Here is a 22,555-nt window from a genome sequence, read left to right as displayed (position 1 = left end):
CGATTGTTGCCGGTCACCGCTCCTGAGCGCCTCTCGTTTTCCGGGGGTGGACGGCGGTGGCCAGGGCGGCGATCCCGGTGGGGCCGATGCGGCAGCAGCCGCCGACGAGGCGGGCGCCGGCGCGGTGCCAGGCGCGGGTGGGCCAGGGGGTGGGGGTCTGCGGGGTGTGCCAGGTGTGGGTGGCGGCGTCCCAGACGGAGCCGTCGTTGGGGTAGGCCAGGAGCGGCTTGCGGGTGGTGGTGGCGGCCGCTTCGAGGGCGGGCAGGACCTCGGCCGGGTCGCAGCAGTTGACGCCGAGCGCGATGATCTCCGGGGCGTCCGCGGCGAGGGCGAAGGCCGCGGGGAGGGGCGCGCCGGAGCGGGTGCGGCCGTCGGCCACGGTGTAGCTCAGCCAGGCCGGGGCGCCGGTTTCCGCGAGGACGCAGAGCACGGCCTCGGCCTCGTCCGGGTCGGGGAGGGTCTCCACGGCGAGGATGTCGGGGCCGGCTTCGAGCAGGGCCTCGATGCGGGGTCGGTGGAAGGCGGCGAGCTCGCGCACGCTCAGGCCGTACCGGCCGCGGTACTCGGAACCGTCCGCGAGCACCGCCCCGTACGGGCCCACCGAGGCGGCCACCCACACCTCGTGGTCGGCGGCCTCGGCCGCGCGGGCTGCGAGGGCGACGCTGCGGTGCAGCAGGGCGGTGGTCGCGGCGCGGTCGTACCCGTGGGCGGCGAAGGCCTCGTAGCCGACCTGGTAGCCGGCGGTGATCAGCACCTCGGCGCCGGCCCGCGCGTACGCCGTGTGGGCGGCCTCCACCTGGTCCGGCCGCTCGGCGAGCACCCGGCCCGTCCAGAGGCCGCCGGACAGGTCGCAGCCCTGGTCGGCGAGCTGGTTGCTCAGACCGCCATCCAGGAGCACGGTCCTGCGGCTGAGGGCCTCGGCGAGCGGGCCGGACGCGCGTGGCACGGGGCGGCTCCTACCGGCCGAGCTGGGAGAGCACCTGGGCGGAGACCAGCTCCAGGTGGTCCAGGTCGTCGAGGTCGAGCAGCTGGAGGTAGACGCGGGAGGAGCCGGCGGCCCCGTAGGCGCCGATCTTCTCGACGACCTCGGCCGGGGAGCCGGCCAGGCCGTTGGCCTTGAGTTCGTCCACGTCCCGGCCGATCACGGCGGCCCGGCGGGCCACCTCCGCGTCGTCCTTGCCCACGCACACGACGAGGGCGTTGGAGTAGACGAGGTCGTCGGCCTTGCGGCCGGCCTCCTCGGCCGCCTCGCGGACGCGGCCGAACTGCCGCTCGCTGTCGGCGACCGACGCGAACGGCATGTTGAACTCCGACGCGTAGCGCGCGGCGAGCCGCGGGGTGCGCTTGGCGCCGTGGCCGCCGATGAGGACGGGGACCTTGGCCTGGGCGGGCTTGGGGAGCGCGGGCGAGTTCTCCACCTGGTAGTGGCGGCCCGCGAAGTCGAAGGTGGCGCCGGGCTCGGTCGCCCACATGCCGGTGACGATGGCCAGCTGTTCCTCCAGCCGGGACATCCGGTCCGCCGGGAAGGGGATCCCGTAGGCCTTGTGCTCCTCCTCGAACCAGCCCGCCCCCAGGCCCAGTTCGACGCGGCCGCCGGACATCTGGTCCACCTGCGCCACCTGGATGGCGAGGACGCCGGGCAGCCGGAAGGTGCCGGCCGTCATGAGCGTGCCCAGGCGGATCCGCTTGGTCTCGCGGGCCAGGCCGGCGAGGGTGATCCAGGCGTCGGTGGGGCCGGGCAGGCCGTCGGCGGATCCCATCTTCAGATAGTGGTCGGAGCGGAAGAAGGCGTCGAAGCCCAGATCCTCGGTGGCCTTGGCGACGGTCAGGAGGGTGTCGTAGCTCGCACCCTGCTGCGGCTCGGTGAAAATGCGCAGATCCATGGACCCATCCTGCCCTTCCCGCCCCGGCAGGGTGAATCTGCGTCAACCGGACGGGCCACCCGGGACGCCGCCAGTGACCAGCCCGGATGGGGATCGTTTCCTCGGACGGAGCCGGACCGCCCGGCCCGCGCGCCGGCGGACCCTCGCCGGTGCGTCCACCGCCCCCTTCCGCCTTGGAAGGGCCAGGGCCGAGGAGGCCGCCATGTCCCACGAGGCCGTGCCGGAGACCCCCCGACAGACCGGACCGAACGGACCGGCCGGACAGGCAGCACACGAGGACGCGCACCAGGAGCCCGCGGTACCCGCCCAGGGCGGCGGCGCGCCGAAGGGCCTGCTCCAGCAGATGGAAGAGCTGATGGCGGCGCTGAACGCCGACCTCTCCCGGCTCGACGCCGATCTCCAGTCCTCCACGGACCGCACCGCCAAGGGCGAGTGCCCGTCCTACCGGCCGTCCTGACCGTGCGGGTCCCGCCGCGCACGGCGGGACCCCACTCGCTTCACCCGCGCCGCCGAAGGCGTCCGCTCAGGCCACGCCCGAGGCGGATCCGCGCTCGCGGACCGCCATGCGGCGCAGGATCGCCCGTACCCGGTCGCTCGACTCGTCAGCCGCGTCGATCGACTCTATGCACTGCCAGTACAGGGTCTCGTCGTCCGTCCCGCAGGCCACCCCGACCAGGGCTATCCCCACTTCGCCCAGCAGCGCCTGAAGCCCGAGCAGCGCCTGGCGGACATCCGAGACCTCGCTCAGCTGCGCCGCCCGCGGCGGATACTCGGGCGCACTGCCCTCGCCGCGCAGGGCGGCTCTGTCGAGCACCCCGCATCCTCTGCCTCCCGCTTCCCCCAGTCCCCGTGCCTCCGATCTCAGCTCCGGCGGCCCGGTGACCGCCAGACAGCTCCCGATCCCCTGCGCGAGCGCCTGGGCCTGCCAGGCCTCGCCCACGATGTCCCACGCGGCCCCACTCTGTGCCAGCGCGTGCCGGCCGGCCGCGATGAGCCGTACCGCATCCATATGCCGTCCCCCGTCCGCACGACATCCCGCCGTCCTCACCACTACCCAGAGTGAGGGCAACAAGCCAGTAAAGCCAGGGGTATTCGGAAAATGTGGACACAAACGTGATTGTGGATGAGTCCATCACTCCGAAGAGTGACGATTCGGCGTCGGTGTACCGGTCACAGGGAAGCGGAGTTCGTTCCTCTCGATCTTCGCGGCGAGCGCATCCAGCACATCCACCCCGAGAACCTCACAGAACTGCAGCAGATACGCGAGCACGTCGGCCACCTCATCGGCCACGCGGTGGGCGGATTCCGGCTTCTCCATGACCTTCGCCGACTGTTCCGGTGTCAGCCACTGGAAGATCTCGACCAGTTCGGCCGCCTCGACGCTCAGCGCCACGGCCAGGTTCTTGGGCGTGTGGTACGGCTCCCAGCCGCGCGCGGCCGCGAACTCCGCGAGCCGGCGCTGCAGTCGGTCCAGCCGTTCTTCGGGCCGTTCGCCGGGCCGTTCGTCCGGACGCTGCTCGGGACGCGGCTCCTGGGTCTCGTTCATGCCGTCAGGTCTACCATCGCGACGCCCGGGAGGCGGCGGGCGGCCGCCGCGGTGTCCTCACCGACCGCCGCCACCAGCCGGATGTGACCGCGCGCCCCGGACAGCAGGGCCAGGCGCAGCAGCTCGGCGCTCTGGCACCGGTCCAGGCCGCGGTCGAAGCCGTCGGCCAGCACCGTCAGGGCCTGCTGCGCGGAGAGCAGTTCGGCGGCCGGATCCATGGCCAGCACGCCCGGGCCGGTCAGCAGGACCAGTGCCAGTGCGAGGAAGCGCAGTTCGCCCGCGCCGAGGCGGGCCAGTTCCGTGGCGGGCCGGTCGGGGCCGCGGTCCAGCACCGCCGTGACCGCTCCGCCGCCCGCGGGGCCCCGTACGTCGAGGCCGGTGACGGGCCCGGCGCAGCCGGTGCGGGCCGCCCCGGCCAGCAGCGCGTGGCGGGTGCCGCATTCGTGGCGGGTCCGGCGCAGTACGTCGGCCAGGTTGGCGCAGTCGCCGAGCAGCCGGCCCTCCCCGGGCGGGACGGCGGCGCGCATCCGGTCCGGGCGGGGGTCGCAGGGGAACACCGAGCGCAGGGCGACCACGACCTGCTCGGCTGCGGCCAGCACCTGTCGCTGGCCGGCCGTGGAGCCGGCGACGCGCAGCGGGAGGAGCGCGGTGCCGAGCCGGTCGTCGGGCAGCGGGGCCCGGGTGACGCCGATGGCGCCGCCGGTCAGCCAGGCGGCCTGCACGGAGCGCCGGCCGGGGTCGCGCAGGGCGGTGGCGAGCAGGATCCGCCCGTCCTGCGAGAGCCGTTCGCCGACGATCCGCAGCGTGGGCTCGGCCTGGACGGCGAGGTCGAGCCGGACCGGGCCGGCGGGGCCGTCGACCGTGCAGCCGAGGCGGAATCCGCGCCGCCGCTGCGCATCGGGGACGGCCAGGTCGGGGATGCGGGCGCGCGGGTCCGGGAAGGCCTCCTCCAGGGTGGCGCCGGAACCCAGCCCCGCCAGGGCCTCGTAGGCGGCCAGGGCCTGGGACTTGCCGCTGCCGCTCGGCCCGGCGAAGAGGGTGACGGGCCCGAGCGGGAAGGCCGCCGACCGGTGCGGCCCGAAGGCGGAGAGCCGCAGTTCGGTGACAACGGGCCGCGGATGCCGCTGCGCGGGCTCTGCAGGGCGCCCGGAACCGCCGGGTCCGGCCTGCGGCGGCACGGCCGCGGCGTCGGCCGGGTCGACGGAGGCGGCATCCTCGCCCGCGGAGGCGGCCGGTCCCACGGAAGCGGCGGACCGGGCCCGGGCCTCCGTCGCCGGGGCCGCGCGCCTCGGCCCGGCCTGTGCGGGAACGGTGGGGGTGTCGGCCGACGCGCCGTCGGCCGGAGCGCCTTCGGCTAACGCGACGTCGGGGTCGCGGTCGGCGTCGGGGGCGAGTGCGGCGGGGGCGGGGCCCACCGCCGCGTCCAAGGTGGCGTCCATGCGCGGGACGGTACGGGCCGCCGGACCCCCCGTGGCTCCGGCGAACCGTTCCCTCGCGGGGACCTTCCTACGATCGGGGGACCGCCGCGGCCGCGATCCCCTCGACCTCGGTCCCCACCGGGGCCAGCAGGAAGACGTTCCGGTCCACCCGGTGCATCCCGCTGCCCAGTCCGAAGACCACGCCGCTGCTGAAGTCCAGGATGCGCTTGGCCACTTCGCTGTCCGCGCCGGTGAGGTCGAGCAGCACCGGGATCTGCGCGATCAGGTACTCCGCCACCTCCCGCGCGTCCGCGAAGATCTGAACTCTGATCACCACGAAGCGCCGCTGCTCCGCCACCGACGCCCCGGGCGTCTTGGGAATCGTGCGGTGGTCCACCCGGGAGGGCCATTCGTTGCGACTGCGCAGGGGGACCACCTGCGCGAGCCCCTCCCACTGTTCGTCGGTGACGTCGTACCTGCTCACCGGGCCGCCTCGGCCGCGCGCTTCTTGTGCATCCCCCCATCCTCTCGCGTTTCACCCGTTCAGCCCAACAGCGACACGAACCACGACGGGTACTCTCGGAGCCCAGGATGAGTTAGGTTAGGCATACCTAACCTACTCGGACGATGGAGAGATCCGCATGCGCATGTCCGGTGCCCCCGCCACCCCGGCCTCCCGGCCCACCGACGCCGAGCGAATCCGGTCGATCCTGACCGCCGCCCACTCCATGACGCTGATCACCGACGAACGGCGCACCGAAGTCCGCCACCTCGACGGCAGCGACCCGATGGGCCGGCTGCACCTGCACCCCGCCGAACCGGGCGGCGACGACGAGTACCGGCCCACGATCCGGCTGGAATTCACCGACGTCGCCCCCACCCCCGTCCGCGACCGGGTGCGCGCCCGCGTCACCGTGCTGGGCCGCCTGCTCACCCCGTACTCGGACCAGGCCGCCGACTCCACCTGCGTGGAGTTCGGCCAGGCCGTCCTGGAGACCGAGCACGGCCTCGCGTACGTCGGCCTGGAAGAGCTGGAGGCGGCCCACCCCGACCCGCTCGCCCCGTACGAGGCGGGCATGCTCACGCACCTCCTCGACGACCACCACGACCTCGTCACCCTGCTGCTGCGCCTGGTCCGGCCGCTGCCCACCACCGCCGTCGTCCGCGCGCTCCCGGTCGCCCTGGACCGGTACGGGATCACCCTGCGGCTGGAGGAGCGGCGCGGGCACCGGGACGTGACGCTGCCCTTCCCCTGCCCCCTCGACGACGTCGAGCAGTCCGGTGCGCAGATCCAGGCGCTCTTCGCCGCGGCCCGCCGCAGCTCGCACCGCAACACCCTGCCCGCGTGAGGGAATAGGGTCCGGCGGGGCCCTGTTGGGAACGATCATGAAGGCCATCACGTACAGCGCATACGGAACCGCCCAGGACCTCACGCTCGTTGACGTACCGAAGCCGAAGGTGGGTCCGGGCGAGGTCCTCGTCCGCGTCAAGGCCGCCGGGGTCAATCCGGTGGACTGGAAGCTCGCCGCCGGATACCTCGACCCGATCCTCGAAGTCCGCCACCCCGTCATACCCGGCTGGGACGTCGCCGGGATCGTCGAGGAAGTCGGCCCGGACACCTTCGACTACGCCGTGGGCGACGAGGTGTACGGCTACGTCCGCAAGGAGTGGGTGGAGCTCGGCACCTACGCCGAACTGGTCTCCGCCCCCGTCCGCACCCTCGCCCGCAAGCCCCGCGCGCTGAGCTTCGAGCAGGCCGCGGGCATCCCGCTGGCCGGCCTCACGGCCTACCAGTCCCTCACCCGCGTGGGCGTCAAGGCCGGCGAGACCGTCGTCATCCACTCCGCGGCGGGCGGCACGGGCTCCTTCGGCGTGCAGATCGCCGTCGCGCTCGGCCTGCGGGTCATCGGCACCGCCGGCGCGCACAACCACGACTACCTGCGCGGGCTCGGCGCCGAACCGGTGCTGTACGGGGAGGGCCTGGCGGACCGGATCCGCGAGCTGGCGCCCGAAGGCGTCGACGCGGCCCTGGACTTCTACGGTGACGACGTCGTGGAGACCCTGCAGTCCCTGGTCAAGGAGCGCGGCCGGGTCGTCTCCATCGCCGACTACGAGGCGGCCGCGAAGGGCGCCCACCAGCTGTGGGTGCGCCCCGACACGGCCGATCTGACGTTCCTCGCGGAACTCGCCGACGCGGGCAGCCTCACCGTCAACGTGGAGCACGCGCTGCCGCTCGCCGAGGCGGCCGGGGCCTGGGAGCTGAGCGCCGCGGGCCGCACGCGCGGCAAGATCGTCCTGACGGTCTGACCCGGCAACGGGCCGGGGGCGGTCCGCCCGGACCGCCCCCGGCCCCCCGCCTCAGGACGTGATGGGCCGCAGGTCCCCTCCCAGTGGCGGCCCGATCGCCCTGAGCGCCCCGGGCGTCCGGCCCTCGCCCCAGCCGATCTCGCGCCGGTAGCTGCCGAGCAGGCCGCGGTCCACCAGCGCCGCCTCGTCCCGTACGGCCGGGTCGTCCCCCGCCGGGCGGGTCAGCGGCGAGACGAACAGCGCGTCCGCCGGGCAGTTGGCCTCGCACAGGAAGCAGGTCTGGCAGTCCTCCTGCCGGGCGAGCAGCGGGATCCCCTCGGGCCCGCGCTCGAAGACGTCCGTCGGGCACACCTCGATGCACTTGTCGCAGGTGATGCACCGCTCGTGCGAGACCAGTTCGATCACGCCGCCACCCCCGTGCCCGCCGGGGCCGCGGGCCGGGTCCACACCCGGTCCAGGCCGCCCACCAGGATCCGGTGGTGCAGTGCCGGGTCCGGTCGCGGATGGTCCAGCCGCTTGGCCATCCCCCGGGTCTCGGGCCGGGCGAGGGCGGCCGCGTACATCCACCGCGCGTGCGCCGTCATCGCCGCCGCCTGGCGGGCCCTGACCAGCTCCGCTCCCTCGCCGTGGAGCGTGGCCCGCAGCTGTGCCCAGGCCGCGTCCAGGGTCCGCAGCGAGGCGGCGAGGACGTCACCGCGACGCAGGTAGTTCTTGTCGTACGGGAGCACCTCCGCCTGTACGAGTTCCACGGCCTCGCGGTGCCCGCCCGGTTCGGCCCGGTGTCCCGTCGGGCGCAGCCCGGCTCCGCCGGCGCCGGTGACGGGGCGGTGGGCGGCCCGTCCCGCACCGAGGGACAGGGCGTGCGCGGCGGCGCCCCGGCCGGCCCAGCTGCCGGAGGAGACGGCCCAGGCGGCGTTGTGGCTGCCGCCTCCGGTGAAGCCCCCGCAGATCTCCTCGCGGGTGGCCGCGTCCCCGGCGGCGTACAGGCCCGGGACGCCGGTGGAGCAGTCGTCGCCGGTGATCCGGATGCCGCCGGTGCCGCGGACCGTGCCCTCGGCGAGCAGGGTCACGGCGAAGCGGTCGGTGAAGGGGTCGATGCCGAGCCGGTCGAAGGTGAGGAAGAAGTTGGGCTGCGCGAGGCGCATCGCGGCCCGGGCCTTCTCGTCGGCGCGGTCGAGGCGCGCGTACACGCGGGCGCCCGTGAGGAGTTCGCGGGCGATCGCCGAGCGGCCGCCCTGGCTGGCCGCGCCCTCCAGCACGCTGCCGTCCTCCTGGTAGAAGGTGGCGAAGGAGTAGAAGGCGGTCTTGGTGACCGAGGTGCCCTCGGGGGCGATGCCGTAGGCGTTGGAGAACTCCATGCCGGAGAGCTCCGCCCCGGCCTCGGCGGCGAAGAGGGCGCCGTCGCCTGTGTTGGTGTTGGTGCCGAGCGCCCCGCTGAGGAAGGCGCAGCCGCCGGTGGCGAGGACCACGGCGCCGGCCCGGACCCGGTAGTGCTCCCGGGCCTGGCGGCGGTACCCGGCGGCGCCCGCGACGGCCCCGTCCGCGTCGGTGAGCAGTTCGGTGACCGGGCTGTGGTCGAGGACGCGGACCCCGGCGCGGCGGATCCGGATGCGCATCCGCCGCATGTACTCGGGGCCTTGGAGGCCGTTGCGCAGCGGCCGGCCGTCGGGTCCGGTGGGGAAGGGGTAGCGGCCCTCGGTGGCCAGCTCGTTCATCCGGTCGTACGTCTCGTCGAGGACCCGGGCCATCCAGCGCCGGTCGGCCAGGTAGCCCCCGAGGCCCTCGCGGGAGGCCATGGCCGCCTCGCGGGCGGCGGGCTCGGGCGGGACGTACCAGACGCCGGTGCCGCCGGCGGCCGTGGCGCCGCTCGTCCCGCAGTAGCCCTTGTCCGCGAGGACGACCCGGGCCCCGGCCCGGGCCGCCTTGAGGGCGGCCCAGGTGGCGGCCGGTCCGCCGCCGACGACGAGGACGTCGGTGACGTGATCGGTCATGCGCTCCCCCTGGTGTGGCGGTTGGCCGGCCGGGCCAGGCCGTAGTTCTCGCGGAGGGTGCGGCCCGTGTACTCGGTGCGGAACAGGCCGCGCCGCTGCAGGATCGGCACGACGTGGTCGACGAAGTCGGTCAGGCCCGTGGGCAGGACGGGCGCCATGATGTTGAAGCCGTCGGCGGCGCCCTGCGTGAACCACTCCTCCAGCTGGTCGGCGATCTGCTCGGGGGTGCCCGCGAAGGTGCGGTGGCCGCGGCCGGCGCCGAGGCGGGCGATCAGCTCGCGCAGGGTGAGGCCGTCGCGGCGGGCGAGCTCGGCGACGAGGGTGAAGCGGCTCTTGTTGCCGTTGACGTCCCGCTCCTCGGGCAGGTCCGGCAGCGGGCCGTCGAGCGGCAGGCCGGTCAGGTCCACGTTGACCATGCCGGAGAGCTGGGCCAGGCCGTACTCCGGCACCTGGAGGTCGGTGAGCTGCTGCTCCAGGGCCTTGGCCTCGGCCTCGGTGGAGCCGATGACCGGGGCGATGCCGGGCAGCACGAGCAGGTCGCTCTCGGTGCGGCCGTACTTGGCGAGGCGGGACTTGAGGTCCTTGTAGAAGGTCTGGCCGTCGGCGAGGGTCTGCTGGGCGGTGAAGACGGCCTCGGCGTACTGGGCGGCGAACTCCTTGCCGTCCTCGGAGGAGCCGGCCTGCACGAGGAGCGGGTGGCCCTGGGGCGAGCGCGGGACGTTGAGCGGTCCGGCGACACCGAAGTACTCGCCGCGGTGGGCGGCGGGGTGGAGCTTGTCGGTGTCGGCGTAGATGCCGGCCTCCTTGTCGAGGACGATCGCGTCGTCCTCCCAGCTGTCCCAGAGCTTGGTGGCGACGTCGAGGAACTCGCGGGCGCGGTCGTAGCGGAGGTTGTGCGCCAGGTGCTCGTCGCGGTTGAAGTTGCGGGCCTCGTCGACGGTGCCGGAGGTGACGATGTTCCAGCCGGCGCGGCCACCGCTGATGTGGTCGAGGGAGGCGAACTTCCGGGCGGTGTTGAAGGGCTCGTTGAAGGTGGTGGAGACGGTCGCGATCAGCCCGATGTGCTCGGTGACGGCGGCGATGGCGGACAGCAGGGTGAGCGGCTCGAAGCCGCCGAGGGCGTTGTAGCGGGCCTTGCCCCAGAGGGCGAGTCCGTCGGCGAAGAAGATGGAGTCGAGCCGTCCGCGCTCGGCGGTGCGGGCCAGTTCCTGGAAGTACCGCAGGTCGGTGACCCGTTCGGGGGTGCTGTCGGGGTGGCGCCAGGCGGCGTCGTGGTGCCCGGCGTTCATGAGGAAGGCGTTGAGGTGGAGGGTCCGGGGGGCGGTGGTCATGACGGTTCCTTGTGTGTCAGGTGGCGCGAAGCGGGGGTGGGGCCGTCGGGCGTCGGGCACCGGCTGTGAGGCTGCGGGCGGTGGGCGTCGGGGCCCGGGTACGAACCGTCAGGCCGGGACGCGCCAGGTGCTGAGGCGGCGTTCGATCGTGACCAGCAGCTGGTTGAAGGCCACGCCGATGGCGGAGATGGTGACGATGCCCGCGTACATCTGCGGGATCGCGAAGTTGAACTGCGAGGCGTTGATCAGATAGCCGAGGCCCGCCTTGGCGCCGATCATCTCGGCGGCCACCAGGACGAGGATGGAGACGGCGCCGGCCAGCCGGATTCCGGTGAAGATCGCCGGTACGGAGGCCGGCAGGATCACCTTCTGGAACAGGCGGGGCGTGGAGAGGTCCATCGACCGGGCGAGCCGGATCAGGGTGGGGTCGGCGTTGCGGACGGCGCTGATGGTGTTGAGCAGGACGGGCCAGAGGCAGGCGTAGACGACGATCGACACCTTCGAGGTCTCGCCGATGCCGAGGAGCAGGACGAACACCGGGAGCAGCGCGAGGGCCGCGGTGTTGCGGAAGACCTCCAGCAGCGGCCCGAGGAAGTCGGCGAGCGGCCGGTACCAGCCGATCAGCAGGCCGAGCGGGACGGCGACGGCCACGGCGATGCCGAAGCCGCCGAAGGAGCGGATCAGGCTGGCCTGGGTGTGGTCGGCGAGCTGGCCGTCGCCTGCCAGCTCCCACCAGGCGACGGCCACCTCGCTGATGGGCGGCAGGAAGGTGGCGTCGACCAGGCCGGCGCGCGGGGCGAACTCCCAGAGGGCGACCAGGGCGAGGATCGCGGCGGTCCGGAGGGCGACGGCCTTCAGGGCGCGTACGACGGCGCGTGCGGCGGTCCTCGTCCGGCCGGGGGCCGGGGGTGCGGGCGCGGCGGGTACCCGGTCCGGCCCGGGGGCGACGTCGGCATCGGCATCGGCATCGGCATCGGCATCGGCCGTGGACTTGCCGGCCGGGGCTCCGGCCACGTCGGGGCCGGCCGGGGCCGGGGTCTTGAGGACCGGGGCTCCGGCCGGGGCGGTCCCGGAAGCGGGCGCGGCGGGCCCCGCCGGCGGGACGGACTCGGCCGGGCCGGGAGCGGTCCCCGCGTCCGGAACGGGCTGGGCCGGGGCCGTGGTGTCGGTTCCGGTGCTCATGCGGCTGCCGCCTCCTTCTCCAGTTGCTGGGCTCGGGCCACCTCGTCGTGGAGGAGGTTCCAGATCTCGTGCCGGTACCGGGCGAACTCCGGGCTCGACCGCAGGGCTTCCCCGAGCAGGCCGTCGCGGTCGCCGAAGGAGACCGGGACGACCTCCTTGACCCGGCCGGGCCGGGAGGTCATGACGGCCACCCGCTGCCCGAGGTAGACGGCCTCCTCGATGCCGTGCGTGATGAAGACGACGGTCTTGCCGGTGCTCTGCCAGATGCGGCGCAGCTCGTCTTGGAGGGACTCGCGCGTCTGCGCGTCGAGCGCGGCGAACGGCTCGTCCATCAGCAGCACGTCCGGGTCGTACGCCAGCGCGCGGGCGATGGCGACACGCTGGCGCATGCCTCCGGAGAGCTGGTGCGGGTGCCGGTCCTCGAAGCCGGTCAGTCCGACCAGGTCCAGGAACTCCTTGGCCCGGGCGGCGCGTTGCCGGCGCGGCACACCGGTGGCCTCCAGGCCGAACTCGACGTTGCCCTGGGCGGTGCGCCACGGCAGCAGCGCGTACTGCTGGAAGACGATGCCCCGGTCCAGGCCCGGCCCGGTGACCGGCTTGCCGTCGAGCAGGATCCGCCCGGCCGTCGGGGCCGCCAGGCCGCCGAGGAGGTCGAGGAGCGTGGACTTGCCGCAGCCGCTGGGGCCGACGACCACGAGGAATTCCCCGCTGCGGATCTCCAGGTCGATGCCGTCGAGGGCGGTGAAGTCCCCGAAGGTCTTGCGCACTCCCTCGAACACGATCTTCGTCATGGTGGCCGTCACCCCTTTCCGTAGGCGTTGAACTCGTTGGTGTAGAGGTCGGACGGCTTGAACTGCCCCTGCTTGATGTCGCCCCGCTCACCGAGCCAGTCGAGCCAGAGCTGGAACTCCTGGTCGGGTATCCGGCCGCCCGTCTCGGCGATCCCGTACGAGCGCCAGAACTGCAGGGCGGTGGTGTCCTCGTTGCGGCCGCGCTTCTTGACGATCTCGGTCATCCGGGCGACGGCCTCCTCGCGCGGGGTGGTGCGGGACCACTCGATGGCCTTGGCCACGCCCGTCACGAAGGTCCGTACGGTGTCCGGGTTCTGCTTGATGAAGCGCTCGGTCATGATGTAGGTGCCCGCGCTGAACGGACCGAGCAGTTCCACGTCGGTGAACAGCGGGCGGATGCCGCCGGCGGCGACGGCCTTGTCGCGCAGGATGCCGGTGAGCACTCCGACCTCGATCTGCTTCGCGCGCAGCGCCTGTTCGGTGTTGACGGGCGGTATCACCAGGGCCTCGACCTTGGCCGCGTCCGCCTTGGAGAGGCCGTTGCGGCTGAGGTAGGTGTCGAGCAGCGCCTGGTAGTGGGCGCCGAGGGTGTTCATGCCGATCTTCTTGCCGATCAGGTCCCGGGCGGAGCGGATCGGGCTGTCCTCCAGGACGAAGTAGCCGGCGTAGGAGTACTGGTCCGAGCCGTAGGAGGAGATGACCGCCTTGATCGGCGCCTTGCCGGCGGCGAGCTTGATGACCGCGCCGTTGAAGGCGCTGCCGAAGTGGGTCTGGCCGGTGGCGGCGGACTGGATGTCCTGCGGGCCGCTGATGGTGTTGCCGACCCATTCGAGCGTGACGTCCTCGAAGTAGCCGAGGTCGGCGGCGAGTTCGGGGAGCGAGACCGCACCGACCGAGCCCTGGTACTTCAGGGTCTTGACCTGCGAGCCGGATCCGCCTCCCGTGGCGGTGGCCGTGCCGCAGCTCACCGCGGCCGCCGAGATGCCGAGCAGGGTCAGGAACTGGCGTCGGGAGGTGCGGGTCGAGGTGAATCCTGCGGGCACGGGCATGACGGGGTCCTTGTCGGTGCGGTTGCGTGGTGGTGGCGTGTTACGGAGCGGTGGTGAGCGCGGCGGCGGGCGCGGTGCGCAGGGCCTCGGCGAACTCGTCGACCGCCTGGAAGAGGTCGAGCTCGGCCTCGGGCCGCAGCCGGTCGGGGCCGGAGCCGCGCTCGACGGAGGAGTCGAGGACGAACCGGCCGGCGGTGACGTGTCGGGCGCCGAGGGCGGCGAGCACGGGGCGCAGGGCGTAGTCGATGGTCAGGACGTGGGCGAGGCTGCCGCCGGTGGCCAGCGGGAGAATCGTTTTGCCGGCGAGGCCGTCCTGCGGGAGCAGGTCGAGGAAGGCCTTGAGCAGGCCGGTGTACGAGGCCTTGTAGACCGGGGTCGCGATGACGAGGCCGTCCGCCTCGGCCACGGCTTCGAGCGCGCGGCGGATCTCGGGCTCGCCGCGGCGGGCGGCGAGCAGGTCGGCGGCGGGGAGCTCGCGCACGGCCAGGTGCGCGGTCCCGAAGCCGGAGTGGGACAGGCGGCGCAGCACGTGGTCGGCGACGACGGCGGTACGGGAGTGGGCGGAGGGGCTGCCGGTGATGGCGAGCAGGTGGGGCACGGGGGCTCCTTGGGTGACGTACGGGGAGCGGGCGGGGCGGGCGGAACGGGGTCAGGCGGTGGTGGAAGCGCCGGACGGGATGCCGAAGGCGGGGTCCGGGACGGTCTCCGGGCTGATCAGGCGGGAGGGCTCGCCGTCCGGACCGACCGGGACGTCGCCGTCGACGGTGACGCGGCGCAGGGTGCGCTCGTGGTCGTCGGAGTCGTCCACGCCGTAGTGCTGGGTGGCGCGGTTGTCCCAGATCGCGACGTCGCCGGTCTGCCACTGCCAGCGGACGGTGTTCTCGGGGCTCTCGATGTGCGACTGGAAGAGGTCCTGGAGGGCGCGGGAGTCGCGGCCGGTGAGGCCGTTGATCCGCTGGACGAAGTTGCCGAGGAGCAGGGTGCGTTCGCCGGTCTCGGGGTGGACGCGGACCACCGGGTGCTCGGTGAGGAACTTGGTGGAGGTGAACACCTCGCGGTACTGGGCCAGGGCCTCGGGGAGGGCGTCGGGCTTGAGGGCGGCGTAGTCGTACTCGTTGGTGTGCACGGCGCGCAGGCTGTCGGCGAGGGCGCGGAGCGGCTCGGGGAGGTGGGCGTAGGCGGTGGCGGTGTTGGCCCAGAGGGTGTTGCCGCCGTACGGGGGGAGGGTGACGGCGCGGAGGATGGAGAAGGCGGGGTAGGCGGGGACGAAGGTGACGTCGGTGTGCCACTGGTTGGCGCGGGCGCCGTGGTGGGAGTCGATGCCGAGGGCGTAACGGCCGTCCGCGGAGGGGACGGTGGGGTGCGCGACGGGTGCGCCGAGCAGCTCGGCGAAGGCTTCGTGGGAGGCCTCGTCGAGGTGGTCCTGGCCGCGGAAGAAGACGACCTTGTGCGCGAGGAGGGCGGCGCGGATCTCGGCGACGGTGCCGTCGGGCAGGTCGCCGCCGAGCCGTACGCCGCCGATCTCGGCGCCGATGCGGCCGCCGATCCTGGTGACGGTGACGGTGGGGGCGGGAAGGGTGGTGGCCATGGGAGCTCCCTGCTGAGGACTGGCTGCGGGCGGGCTGGTCGCCGCAGCGGCGGATACGGGGTGACGTGGCGCGGTGCGGGTGGTTCCGGGTGCGGGCGGTACGGGTGCGGGCGGTACGGGTGCGGGCGGTACGGGTGCGGGCGGTACGGGTGCGGGCGGCGGCCCCGAGGGCGCGGAGGCCCCTCGGGTGCCCGGCCGCCCCGCCGGGGTCCCCGGCGAGGCGTACCGCGCCGGCCGCCGCCGGTGAGGCGTCACCACGGCGAGCCACCCCGGTACGAGGCCACCCCTGGGGGGCCTCGTACCGTGCCGGACCGGCGCAGGCGCGAAGCCACCCCGGTGGGTTCCGGTGGGGCACCCGTCCCTGAGCGGTCCCGCCGGAACGGTGGCCCTGGTCGGGCACCACCCCAACCGCCCGGCGCGCGGCCGCGCCGGTGGGGTCCGGTGAGGCACCCGCCGTGGGCACCGCGCCGGAGCGGTCCTGCCGGAACGGCGCCCCCTCCTTGGGCACCGTTCACGTCGGACCGCTCCGCAGCGAGGCAGCCTCGATGGGTTCCGGTGGGTGGTCGTGACGGAAGGCGTTCCCGGTGGGGCGCCGGTCCGGCAGGGCGGGTCCGCCGGCGGGGAGCCGTCCTGGCGGACGTCCCCGGTGGGTCATCGGTGACGGGCGCCGCCCCGGCCGGGCGCCCCGGTCAGGGGGCCGAATCGGGATGGGCTCGCCGACGGGCGGCGTGGCGGTGGGGCGTCCCTTCGGAAGCACGTCCCGGGGCGTCCCCGGTCAGGGGTGCCCGGTCAGGGGTGCCCGGTCAGGGATCCGCCTCGGGAAGGACATCCCTCGGGAACCGGTCCGGTGGCGCTTCGTCTTGGGATGGCGGTCCTGGTGGGCGCCGGCCCGATCAGAGCGCGTCCCGGGGGCCGGCCCGTATGGGCCGTCCGTAGGGGCGGTCCGGGACGGTGCGTCCCGGGGCCGGTCCGTGGAGGCGGTCCGGGAGGGCGCGCGTGCCGGGGGCCTGCCCCCGGAGGGGCGGTCCCGGAGGGCGCGGTCCGGGGCGGGGTCCGGGAGGGCGTGCGGGCGGGGGTCAGGCCGTGGGGGCCGGACAGCGGCCCGGACACTCGCCCGGCTCGGTACAGAGGCCGGGGGTGTGGAGCCGCGTGGCGAGAAGTTCGGTCGCGGACATGGCTCGGAGACTGTCAGCGCCCCCGCCGCCGGTCAACCCCCTCCCGCGGCGCCCCGGGGTGGCCGGAACGAGCCCCTCGCCCGACTCCGTACAGCCGATGTGACCTGCGCGTTCCGTCGGGCCGGTAGATCATCCGCACGATCATCTGCGGCCGAAAACCCGTGGCTGGATTTCACGACCCCGCAACGCCGCCGCCACGGTTGACCCTCGACCTGGTGGAGGGCGCAGAGTTCCGGGTGTGGAGAGCGAGATGCGCAGCATTGGCGAGATGGCCCGGGACAGCGGACTGAGTGTCAGCACCCTGCGGTTCTACGACGGGGCCGGTGTGCTGGTCCCGGCCTGGGTGGATCCGGTCAGCGGCTACCGCTGGTACGGCCCCGGACAGCTCGAAGAGGCCGGCCTGCTGGCCCGGCTGCGGCGGGCCGGCATGCCGTTGGCGGACATCCGGCTGGTGCTGGCCGGCTGGTCCGGTGCGGACACCGACCTGGTGCGGAAGCTGCTGGAGGCACACCTGCGCCGGCTCGAACAGGGGCTGTCCGATGCCCGCGGCGCGTTCTCCACCGTCCGAGCGCTTCTCGACCGCAGGGAGAAAGACCCGATGACCGTGCCCCGCACCACCACCGTCCGGCCGGCCGTTTCCGCCCCCGAGCTGGCCGCCGCGCTGGACGCCGTCCGCTTCGCCGCCGGCACCGATCCGGACCTGCCGATGCTCGGCGGCGTCCTGTTCGACATCGAGGGCGACGTGCTCCGCGTCGTGGCCACCGACCGGTATCGGATGGCTGTCGCGCGGGCCGCCACCACCGGCTACGGCGGGCCCCGCGTGCAGGCCGTCGTGCCGTCCCCGCTCGTCGACGCGATGCGGGCGCTGCTGACGGGCGACGCCCCGGTCCGGCTGGCCGTGGACGGGGACCGCGTGACCTTGGAGGCGGCGGACCGTCAGACGGCCGGCCGGTGCGTCGATCACGAGTTCCCCGACTACCGCCGCCTCGTCCGCCTGCCGGCGGGGCGCCGCGCCCTCGTCGACGTCGCCGCTTTCCGGGAGGCGGTCGAAACCGGACCGGTCCGTGCGAGTGAGGCGCCCGGGCAGGACGGCGGCGCCTGCGACCTCAGCGTGCTGAAGGTGACGGCCGACGGTGGGGTGGCCGTCTGCGAGGACGGCGACGACGACCCGGACCGCGTCGCCGTCAACCGCGATTTCCTGCTGCACGCCCTCGCCGCCGGAGCCCGCGACCAGCTGGTCCTGGAGCTCGGCGCCCCCACCGCGCCCCTGGTGATCCGCCGGACCGACACCGAGGACACGTATTCGCTGCTGATGCCCGTCCGCCTGGAGGACTGACCCCCTGGCTCGCTCAGGCCCGGGCCCAGGTGTGCAGGAGCGACTCCCGCTCGGGTGGCTTGGGCGTGCCCAGCGGGGCGTGGTCACGGCCCCAGGCCTCAAGGGTCCGGGGATGCGCGGTTCCCGCGACGAAACGGGCGAGCAGCTCCTGGGAGAGGGCCGTCTCCTCGGCGCCGTAGCCGGCGGCCGCCGCGTACACCGTCACCCGCTCGGGCCCGTTGTCCGTCTCCAGCCGCAGGGTCATCTCGGGCGGCCCCTCGCCGGTGAAGGCGCCGACCGCGGCCGAGACCACCGCCCCGAGGAGCTTCGAGGCGCGGCCCGACGGGCCTTCGACGGGCACGTCCTCGACGACCGCGGAACGCAGTCCTTCCCACGTCCACGCACGGGAGCCGTCGGGGTCCACCGCTTGCGGCCCGTCGCCGGTCAGCCGCACGCGGCTCCCGACGGCGTTCGGCGGCGACCCCACGTACACCGCGTCCGGAGTGATCCAGAACAGTCCGACCATCGCCACAACCGGCTCCCGCCACTCGCACCCTCGCACCACGCGCACCACCGGTCCGCCCACCACCCGTACCGCCCGGGCGGAACGGACCGCCGCAGACACGCCGGGACCGGCGCTTCTGTCGGAAGTCTTCAATCGGGTGCTCCGTCGCGGCGGCCCCGCTCCCCCGCGGACCTCTCCCGTGCGGGACGCCCGCCGGCGCGGCGACGCCCGCGACCGCTCGCCCGTCCGTGGAGATCTCCGACGGATCGTGGTAACGCGCGCGGGTCCGGCCGGACCCTCCGGGACGGTGGCAACGGTGCTGCTCAGCCCGCCAGTCAAGATCCTTGCCGGATCTCACGAGAGGGCGAGATCACACCGGACGGTATGGTGCGCCTTAAGCGCCCGCCCCTAGCATTCGAGCCATGACGGTCCTGCCTGACGACGGGCTCTCCCTGGCCGCCGAGTTCCCTGACGCGACGCATGAGCAGTGGCAGCGCCTTGTAGAAGGCGTACTGCGCAAGTCGGGCAAGGAAGCCTCCGGCGAGGCCGCAGAAGATGCATTGTCCACCCCTCTCGAGGACGGGCTCACCACCCGCCCGCTCTACACCGCGCCGCCCGACGGGACGGCTCCCGACACCGGTCTGCCCGGCTTCGCCCCCTTCGTACGCGGAGGCAGGCCGGAGGGCACCACCGCGAACGGCTGGGACGTGCGCCAGCGCCTCGCGGGCACCGATCCGGTGCGCGTGAACGAAGCGGCCCTCGCCGACCTGGAGAACGGGGTCACCTCCCTCTGGTTCACCGTGGGCCGGGGCGGCCTCCCCGTCGAAGGCCTCGCGCGGGCGCTGGAGGGGGTCTACCTGGACCTCGCCCCGGTCTCCCTGGACGCGGGAGCCCAATACGCCGAAGCCGCCCGCGAGTTGCTGCGCCTGTTCACCGAGAGCGCGGTGGCCCCCGAGGCCGCCCGGGCCTCGCTGGGCGCCGACCCGCTGGGCCACGAGGCCCGGACCGGGGAAGCCCTGGACCCGGCCGCCGCCGTGGAGCTGGCCCGGGAGGCCGCCGCCGGCTGGCCCGGGGTGCGCGCCCTGACCGTGGACGCCCTGCCCTACCACGAGGCGGGCGGCAGCGCCGCCGAGGAGCTGGGCCTGTCCCTGGCCACGGGTGTCGCCTACCTCCGCGCCCTCACCGAGGCCGGGCTGAGCACCGAAGCCGCCCTCGGGCAGCTGGAGTTCCGCTACGCCGCCACCGCGGACCAGTTCCTCACCATCGCCAAGCTGCGCGCCGCGCGCCGGCTGTGGGCCCGTATCGCCGAGGCCTCGGGGGCCCCGGAGGCGGGTGCCCAGCTCCAGCACGCGGTGACCTCGCCGGTGATGATGACCCGCCGCGACCCCTGGGTGAACATGCTGCGCACCACCGTGGCCTGCATGGCCGCGGGTGTGGGCGGCGCCGACTCGGTCACCGTGCTCCCCTTCGACCACGAGCTGGGCCTGCCGGACGCCTTCGCGCGCCGGATCGCCCGCAACACCTCCACCATCCTGCTGGAGGAGTCGCACCTGGCCCGGGTCATCGACCCGGCCGGCGGTTCGTACTACGTGGAGCGGCTGACGGACGAACTGGCGCACGCGGCCTGGGAGTTCTTCCGGACCGTGGAGAAGGCCGGCGGCCAGGCCGCCGCCCTGCGCTCCGGGCTGGTCGCCGAGCGGCTGGCCGCCACCTGGGCCGCGCGCTCGAAGAAGCTGGCCAAGCGCCGCGAACCCATCACCGGTGTCAGCGAGTTCCCGCTGCTGTCGGAGAAGCCCGTCGTACGCGAGCCCGCGCCCGCCGGACCCACCGGCGGACTGCCGCGCGTCCGGCGCGACGAGGCGTACGAGGACCTGCGCGCCCGCAGCGACGCGCACCTGGCGGCGACCGGTGCCCGGCCGAGGATCTTCCTCGCCGCGCTGGGCCCGGCGGCCGCGCACACCGCGCGGGCCACCTTCGCCTCGAACCTGTTCCAGGCGGGCGGCATCGAGCCCGTGCACGACCCGGTGTCGGTGGACCCGGCGACGGCCGCCGAGGCCTACGCCGCGAGCGGCGCCGACGGCATGGCCGTGCTCTGCTCCAGCGACGCGCTGTACGAGGAGCAGGCCGCGGAGGTGGCCGGGGCGCTGCGCGCGGCCGGCGCCACGACCGTCTTCCTCGCCGGCCGGCCGGGCACCGCAGAGGCTTCCGTGGACGAGTACGTCTTCGCCGGCTGTGACGCCGTCGCCGTGCTGTCCTCCGTACTCGACCGGATGGGAGTGCCGTCTTGAGCATCCCCGATTTCTCCGAGCTGGCGCTCGGCTCCCCCACCGCCGGGGTCTCCGAGGAGCAGTGGCGCGCCTCGGTGAAGGAGTCCACCGGCACCGCGGCCGCCGACCTGCTGTGGGAGACCCCCGAGGGCATCGGGGTCAAGCCGCTGTACACCGGGCGGGACCTGGAGGGCCTGGACTTCCTGCAGACGTACCCGGGCGTGGCCCCGTACCTGCGCGGCCCGTACCCGACGATGTACGTGAACCAGCCCTGGACGATCCGGCAGTACGCCGGCTTCTCCACGGCCGAGGAGTCGAACGCCTTCTACCGGCGCAATCTGGCGTCCGGTCAGAAGGGCCTGTCGGTGGCCTTCGACCTGCCGACGCACCGCGGCTACGACAGCGACCACCCGCGCGTGACGGGCGACGTCGGCATGGCGGGCGTGGCGATCGACTCGATCTACGACATGCGGCAGCTGTTCGACGGGATCCCGCTGGACAAGATGTCGGTGTCGATGACGATGAACGGCGCGGTGCTGCCCGTCCTCGCGCTGTACATCGTGGCGGCGGAGGAGCAGGGCGTCTCCCCCGACAAGCTCGCCGGGACCATCCAGAACGACATCCTCAAGGAGTTCATGGTCCGCAACACCTACATCTACCCGCCCAAGCCCTCGATGCGGATCATCTCCGACATCTTCTCGTTCACCTCGCAGAAGATGCCGCGGTACAACTCGATCTCCATCTCCGGCTACCACATCCAGGAGGCCGGGGCCACGGCCGACCTGGAGCTGGCGTACACCCTCGCCGACGGCGTGGAGTACCTGCGGGCGGGTCAGGCGGTCGGGCTGGACGTGGACGCGTTCGCGCCGCGCCTGTCCTTCTTCTGGGCGATCGGCATGAACTTCTTCATGGAGGTCGCGAAGCTGCGCGCGGCCCGCCTGCTGTGGGCGCGCCTGGTCAAGCAGTTCGACCCGAAGAACGCCAAGTCCCTTTCGCTGCGCACGCATTCGCAGACCTCGGGCTGGTCGCTGACCGCGCAGGACGTCTTCAACAACGTGACGCGCACGTGCATCGAGGCGATGGCGGCGACGCAGGGCCACACCCAGTCGCTGCACACCAACGCCCTCGACGAGGCCCTCGCGCTGCCGACGGACTTCTCGGCGCGCATCGCCCGCAACACCCAGCTGCTGCTCCAGCAGGAGTCGGGCACCTGCCGGTCCATCGACCCGTGGGGCGGCAGCGCGTACGTCGAGAAGCTGACGTACGACCTGGCGCGGCGGGCCTGGCAGCACATCGAGGAGGTCGAGGCGGCCGGCGGCATGGCGCAGGCCATCGACGCGGGCATCCCGAAGCTGCGCGTGGAGGAGGCGGCGGCGCGTACGCAGGCGCGCATCGACTCGGGGCGGCAGCCGGTGATCGGCGTCAACAAGTACCGCGTGGAGAACGACGAGGCGATCGACGTCCTCAAGGTCGACAACTCCTCGGTGCGCACCCAGCAGATCGCCAAGCTGCGGCGGCTGCGCGAGGAGCGCGACGAGGCGGTAACGCAGGACACCCTGCGGGCGCTGACCAACGCGGCCGAGCGCGGGGACGGGAACCTGCTGGCCCTCGCGGTGGACGCGGCGCGCGCCAAGGCCACGGTGGGTGAGATCTCGGACGCACTGGAGAAGGTGTACGGGCGGCACGCGAGCCAGATCCGTACGATCTCGGGTGTGTACCGCACCGAGGCAGGCGAGTCCCCGTCCCTGGAGCGCACGCGTGCGCTCATCGACCGGTTCGAGGAGGCGGAGGGCCGCCGTCCGCGCATCCTGGTCTGCAAGATGGGCCAGGACGGGCACGACCGCGGCCAGAAGGTGATCGCGTCCGCCTTCGCCGACCTGGGCTTCGACGTGGACGTCGGCCCGCTGTTCCAGACCCCGGCGGAGGTGGCCCGCCAGGCCGTCGAGGCGGACGTCCACGTGGTGGGCGTCTCGTCGCTGGCGGCCGGCCACCTGACCCTCGTACCGGCGCTGCGCGAGCAGCTGGCGGAGGAGGGCCGCGAGGACATCATGATCGTCGTGGGCGGGGTGATCCCGCCGGCCGATGTCCCGACGCTGCTGGAGATGGGCGCGACGGCCGTGTTCCCGCCCGGCACGGTGATCCCGGACGCGGCCCACGACCTGGTGACGCGGCTGGCCGCGGACCTGGGCCACGAGCTGTAGGCGGCC

General features: G+C 73.8%; 22 protein-coding genes. 7 read left to right on the top strand and 15 right to left on the bottom strand.

What is annotated here, in order from left to right; translation table 11 throughout:
* Positions 1-13: 13 nt before the first annotated feature.
* The gene (gene mmuM / locus ACFYZ4_RS18020) at positions 14-946 is read right to left on the bottom strand and encodes a homocysteine S-methyltransferase (protein WP_390784316.1); all 933 of its coding nucleotides are present in this window, start codon (positions 944-946) and stop codon (positions 14-16) included.
* A 10-nt stretch (positions 947-956) separates the two neighbouring features.
* Positions 957-1,883 carry an LLM class F420-dependent oxidoreductase gene (locus ACFYZ4_RS18015; RefSeq protein ID WP_351287395.1) on the bottom strand — a complete coding sequence of 309 codons (927 nt, stop codon included), beginning with the start codon at positions 1,881-1,883 and terminating at the stop codon, positions 957-959.
* A 202-nt stretch (positions 1,884-2,085) separates the two neighbouring features.
* Between ACFYZ4_RS18015 and ACFYZ4_RS18010 the strand changes: the two genes are divergently transcribed.
* The gene (locus ACFYZ4_RS18010) at positions 2,086-2,340 is read left to right on the top strand and encodes a hypothetical protein (protein ID WP_390784315.1); all 255 of its coding nucleotides are present in this window, start codon (positions 2,086-2,088) and stop codon (positions 2,338-2,340) included.
* 66 nt (positions 2,341-2,406) lie between these two features.
* Here ACFYZ4_RS18010 and ACFYZ4_RS18005 read toward each other — a convergent pair whose 3' ends face one another.
* From ACFYZ4_RS18005 to ACFYZ4_RS17990, 4 genes are all read right to left on the bottom strand, one after another.
* Positions 2,407-2,892: a DUF6099 family protein gene (locus tag ACFYZ4_RS18005; RefSeq protein WP_351287393.1), complete on the bottom strand. Its 486-nt coding sequence runs from the start codon at positions 2,890-2,892 to the stop codon at positions 2,407-2,409.
* 123 nt (positions 2,893-3,015) lie between these two features.
* The gene (locus ACFYZ4_RS18000; RefSeq protein WP_351287392.1) at positions 3,016-3,429 is read right to left on the bottom strand and encodes a nucleotide pyrophosphohydrolase; all 414 of its coding nucleotides are present in this window, start codon (positions 3,427-3,429) and stop codon (positions 3,016-3,018) included.
* Positions 3,426-4,868 (bottom strand): ATP-binding protein, encoded by a 1,443-nt coding sequence (locus ACFYZ4_RS17995; protein WP_390784314.1) that lies wholly within the window; start codon positions 4,866-4,868, stop codon positions 3,426-3,428. The genes ACFYZ4_RS18000 and ACFYZ4_RS17995 overlap by 4 nt, the downstream gene beginning before the upstream one ends.
* Before the next feature lie 67 nt (positions 4,869-4,935).
* A complete protein-coding gene (locus ACFYZ4_RS17990) occupies positions 4,936-5,331 on the bottom strand; it encodes a cell division protein SepF (RefSeq protein ID WP_351287388.1) in 396 nt (131 codons plus the stop codon).
* Between the two features lie 157 nt (positions 5,332-5,488).
* On the opposite strand from ACFYZ4_RS17990, the gene ACFYZ4_RS17985 reads away from it, so the two are divergent.
* The gene (locus tag ACFYZ4_RS17985) at positions 5,489-6,196 is read left to right on the top strand and encodes a DUF2470 domain-containing protein (protein WP_351287386.1); all 708 of its coding nucleotides are present in this window, start codon (positions 5,489-5,491) and stop codon (positions 6,194-6,196) included.
* Positions 6,197-6,233: 37 nt separating this feature from the next.
* On the top strand, positions 6,234-7,154 hold the full coding sequence (locus ACFYZ4_RS17980; protein ID WP_351287385.1) for an NADP-dependent oxidoreductase: 921 nt from the start codon (positions 6,234-6,236) through the stop codon (positions 7,152-7,154).
* Between the two features lie 51 nt (positions 7,155-7,205).
* On the opposite strand, the gene ACFYZ4_RS17975 is transcribed toward ACFYZ4_RS17980, so the two are convergent.
* The 8 genes from ACFYZ4_RS17975 to ACFYZ4_RS17940 form a co-directional block, all read right to left on the bottom strand.
* Positions 7,206-7,559 carry a 4Fe-4S dicluster domain-containing protein gene (locus ACFYZ4_RS17975; RefSeq protein ID WP_384340414.1) on the bottom strand — a complete coding sequence of 118 codons (354 nt, stop codon included), beginning with the start codon at positions 7,557-7,559 and terminating at the stop codon, positions 7,206-7,208.
* Positions 7,556-9,145, bottom strand: coding sequence for an FAD-binding protein (locus ACFYZ4_RS17970; protein WP_351287381.1), 1,590 nt, complete (start codon positions 9,143-9,145; stop codon positions 7,556-7,558). The genes ACFYZ4_RS17975 and ACFYZ4_RS17970 overlap by 4 nt, the downstream gene beginning before the upstream one ends.
* A complete protein-coding gene (locus ACFYZ4_RS17965; RefSeq protein ID WP_384340410.1) occupies positions 9,142-10,476 on the bottom strand; it encodes an LLM class flavin-dependent oxidoreductase in 1,335 nt (444 codons plus the stop codon). The genes ACFYZ4_RS17970 and ACFYZ4_RS17965 overlap by 4 nt, the downstream gene beginning before the upstream one ends.
* Positions 10,477-10,584: 108 nt before the next feature.
* Positions 10,585-11,658: an ABC transporter permease gene (locus ACFYZ4_RS17960; protein WP_390784313.1), complete on the bottom strand. Its 1,074-nt coding sequence runs from the start codon at positions 11,656-11,658 to the stop codon at positions 10,585-10,587.
* Positions 11,655-12,449, bottom strand: coding sequence for an ABC transporter ATP-binding protein (locus ACFYZ4_RS17955; protein WP_351287375.1), 795 nt, complete (start codon positions 12,447-12,449; stop codon positions 11,655-11,657). Before ACFYZ4_RS17955 ends, ACFYZ4_RS17960 begins: the two co-directional genes overlap by 4 nt.
* Before the next feature lie 8 nt (positions 12,450-12,457).
* Positions 12,458-13,498, bottom strand: coding sequence for an ABC transporter substrate-binding protein (locus tag ACFYZ4_RS17950; RefSeq protein WP_351287373.1), 1,041 nt, complete (start codon positions 13,496-13,498; stop codon positions 12,458-12,460).
* Positions 13,499-13,538: 40 nt separating this feature from the next.
* The gene (ssuE, locus tag ACFYZ4_RS17945) at positions 13,539-14,096 is read right to left on the bottom strand and encodes an NADPH-dependent FMN reductase (RefSeq protein WP_361753864.1); all 558 of its coding nucleotides are present in this window, start codon (positions 14,094-14,096) and stop codon (positions 13,539-13,541) included.
* 51 nt (positions 14,097-14,147) lie between these two features.
* A complete protein-coding gene (locus ACFYZ4_RS17940; protein WP_390784312.1) occupies positions 14,148-15,086 on the bottom strand; it encodes a TauD/TfdA dioxygenase family protein in 939 nt (312 codons plus the stop codon).
* A 73-nt stretch (positions 15,087-15,159) separates the two neighbouring features.
* Here ACFYZ4_RS17940 and ACFYZ4_RS17935 point away from each other — a divergent pair, with 73 nt between their 5' ends.
* Positions 15,160-15,333: a hypothetical protein gene (locus ACFYZ4_RS17935; protein ID WP_390784311.1), complete on the top strand. Its 174-nt coding sequence runs from the start codon at positions 15,160-15,162 to the stop codon at positions 15,331-15,333.
* A gap of 1,178 nt (positions 15,334-16,511) precedes the next feature.
* Positions 16,512-17,597, top strand: coding sequence for a MerR family transcriptional regulator (locus tag ACFYZ4_RS17930; RefSeq protein ID WP_390784310.1), 1,086 nt, complete (start codon positions 16,512-16,514; stop codon positions 17,595-17,597).
* A gap of 13 nt (positions 17,598-17,610) precedes the next feature.
* On the opposite strand, the gene ACFYZ4_RS17925 is transcribed toward ACFYZ4_RS17930, so the two are convergent.
* The gene (locus ACFYZ4_RS17925; RefSeq protein ID WP_390784309.1) at positions 17,611-18,108 is read right to left on the bottom strand and encodes a hypothetical protein; all 498 of its coding nucleotides are present in this window, start codon (positions 18,106-18,108) and stop codon (positions 17,611-17,613) included.
* A 395-nt stretch (positions 18,109-18,503) separates the two neighbouring features.
* Between ACFYZ4_RS17925 and ACFYZ4_RS17920 the strand changes: the two genes are divergently transcribed.
* The gene (locus tag ACFYZ4_RS17920) at positions 18,504-20,369 is read left to right on the top strand and encodes a methylmalonyl-CoA mutase family protein (protein WP_390784308.1); all 1,866 of its coding nucleotides are present in this window, start codon (positions 18,504-18,506) and stop codon (positions 20,367-20,369) included.
* Complete coding sequence (gene scpA / locus ACFYZ4_RS17915) at positions 20,366-22,549, top strand: methylmalonyl-CoA mutase (RefSeq protein WP_390784307.1); 2,184 nt, start codon at positions 20,366-20,368, stop codon at positions 22,547-22,549. Before ACFYZ4_RS17920 ends, scpA begins: the two co-directional genes overlap by 4 nt.
* Positions 22,550-22,555 lie beyond the last annotated feature (6 nt).

Origin of the sequence: Streptomyces sp. NPDC001513, from assembly GCF_042894695.1 — a bacterium.
In the GTDB taxonomy this organism is placed as follows: Bacteria; Actinomycetota; Actinomycetes; order Streptomycetales; family Streptomycetaceae; genus Streptomyces.
Note: the sequence above shows the minus strand (reverse complement) of the source record. Positions and strands in the feature narration are given on the sequence as shown.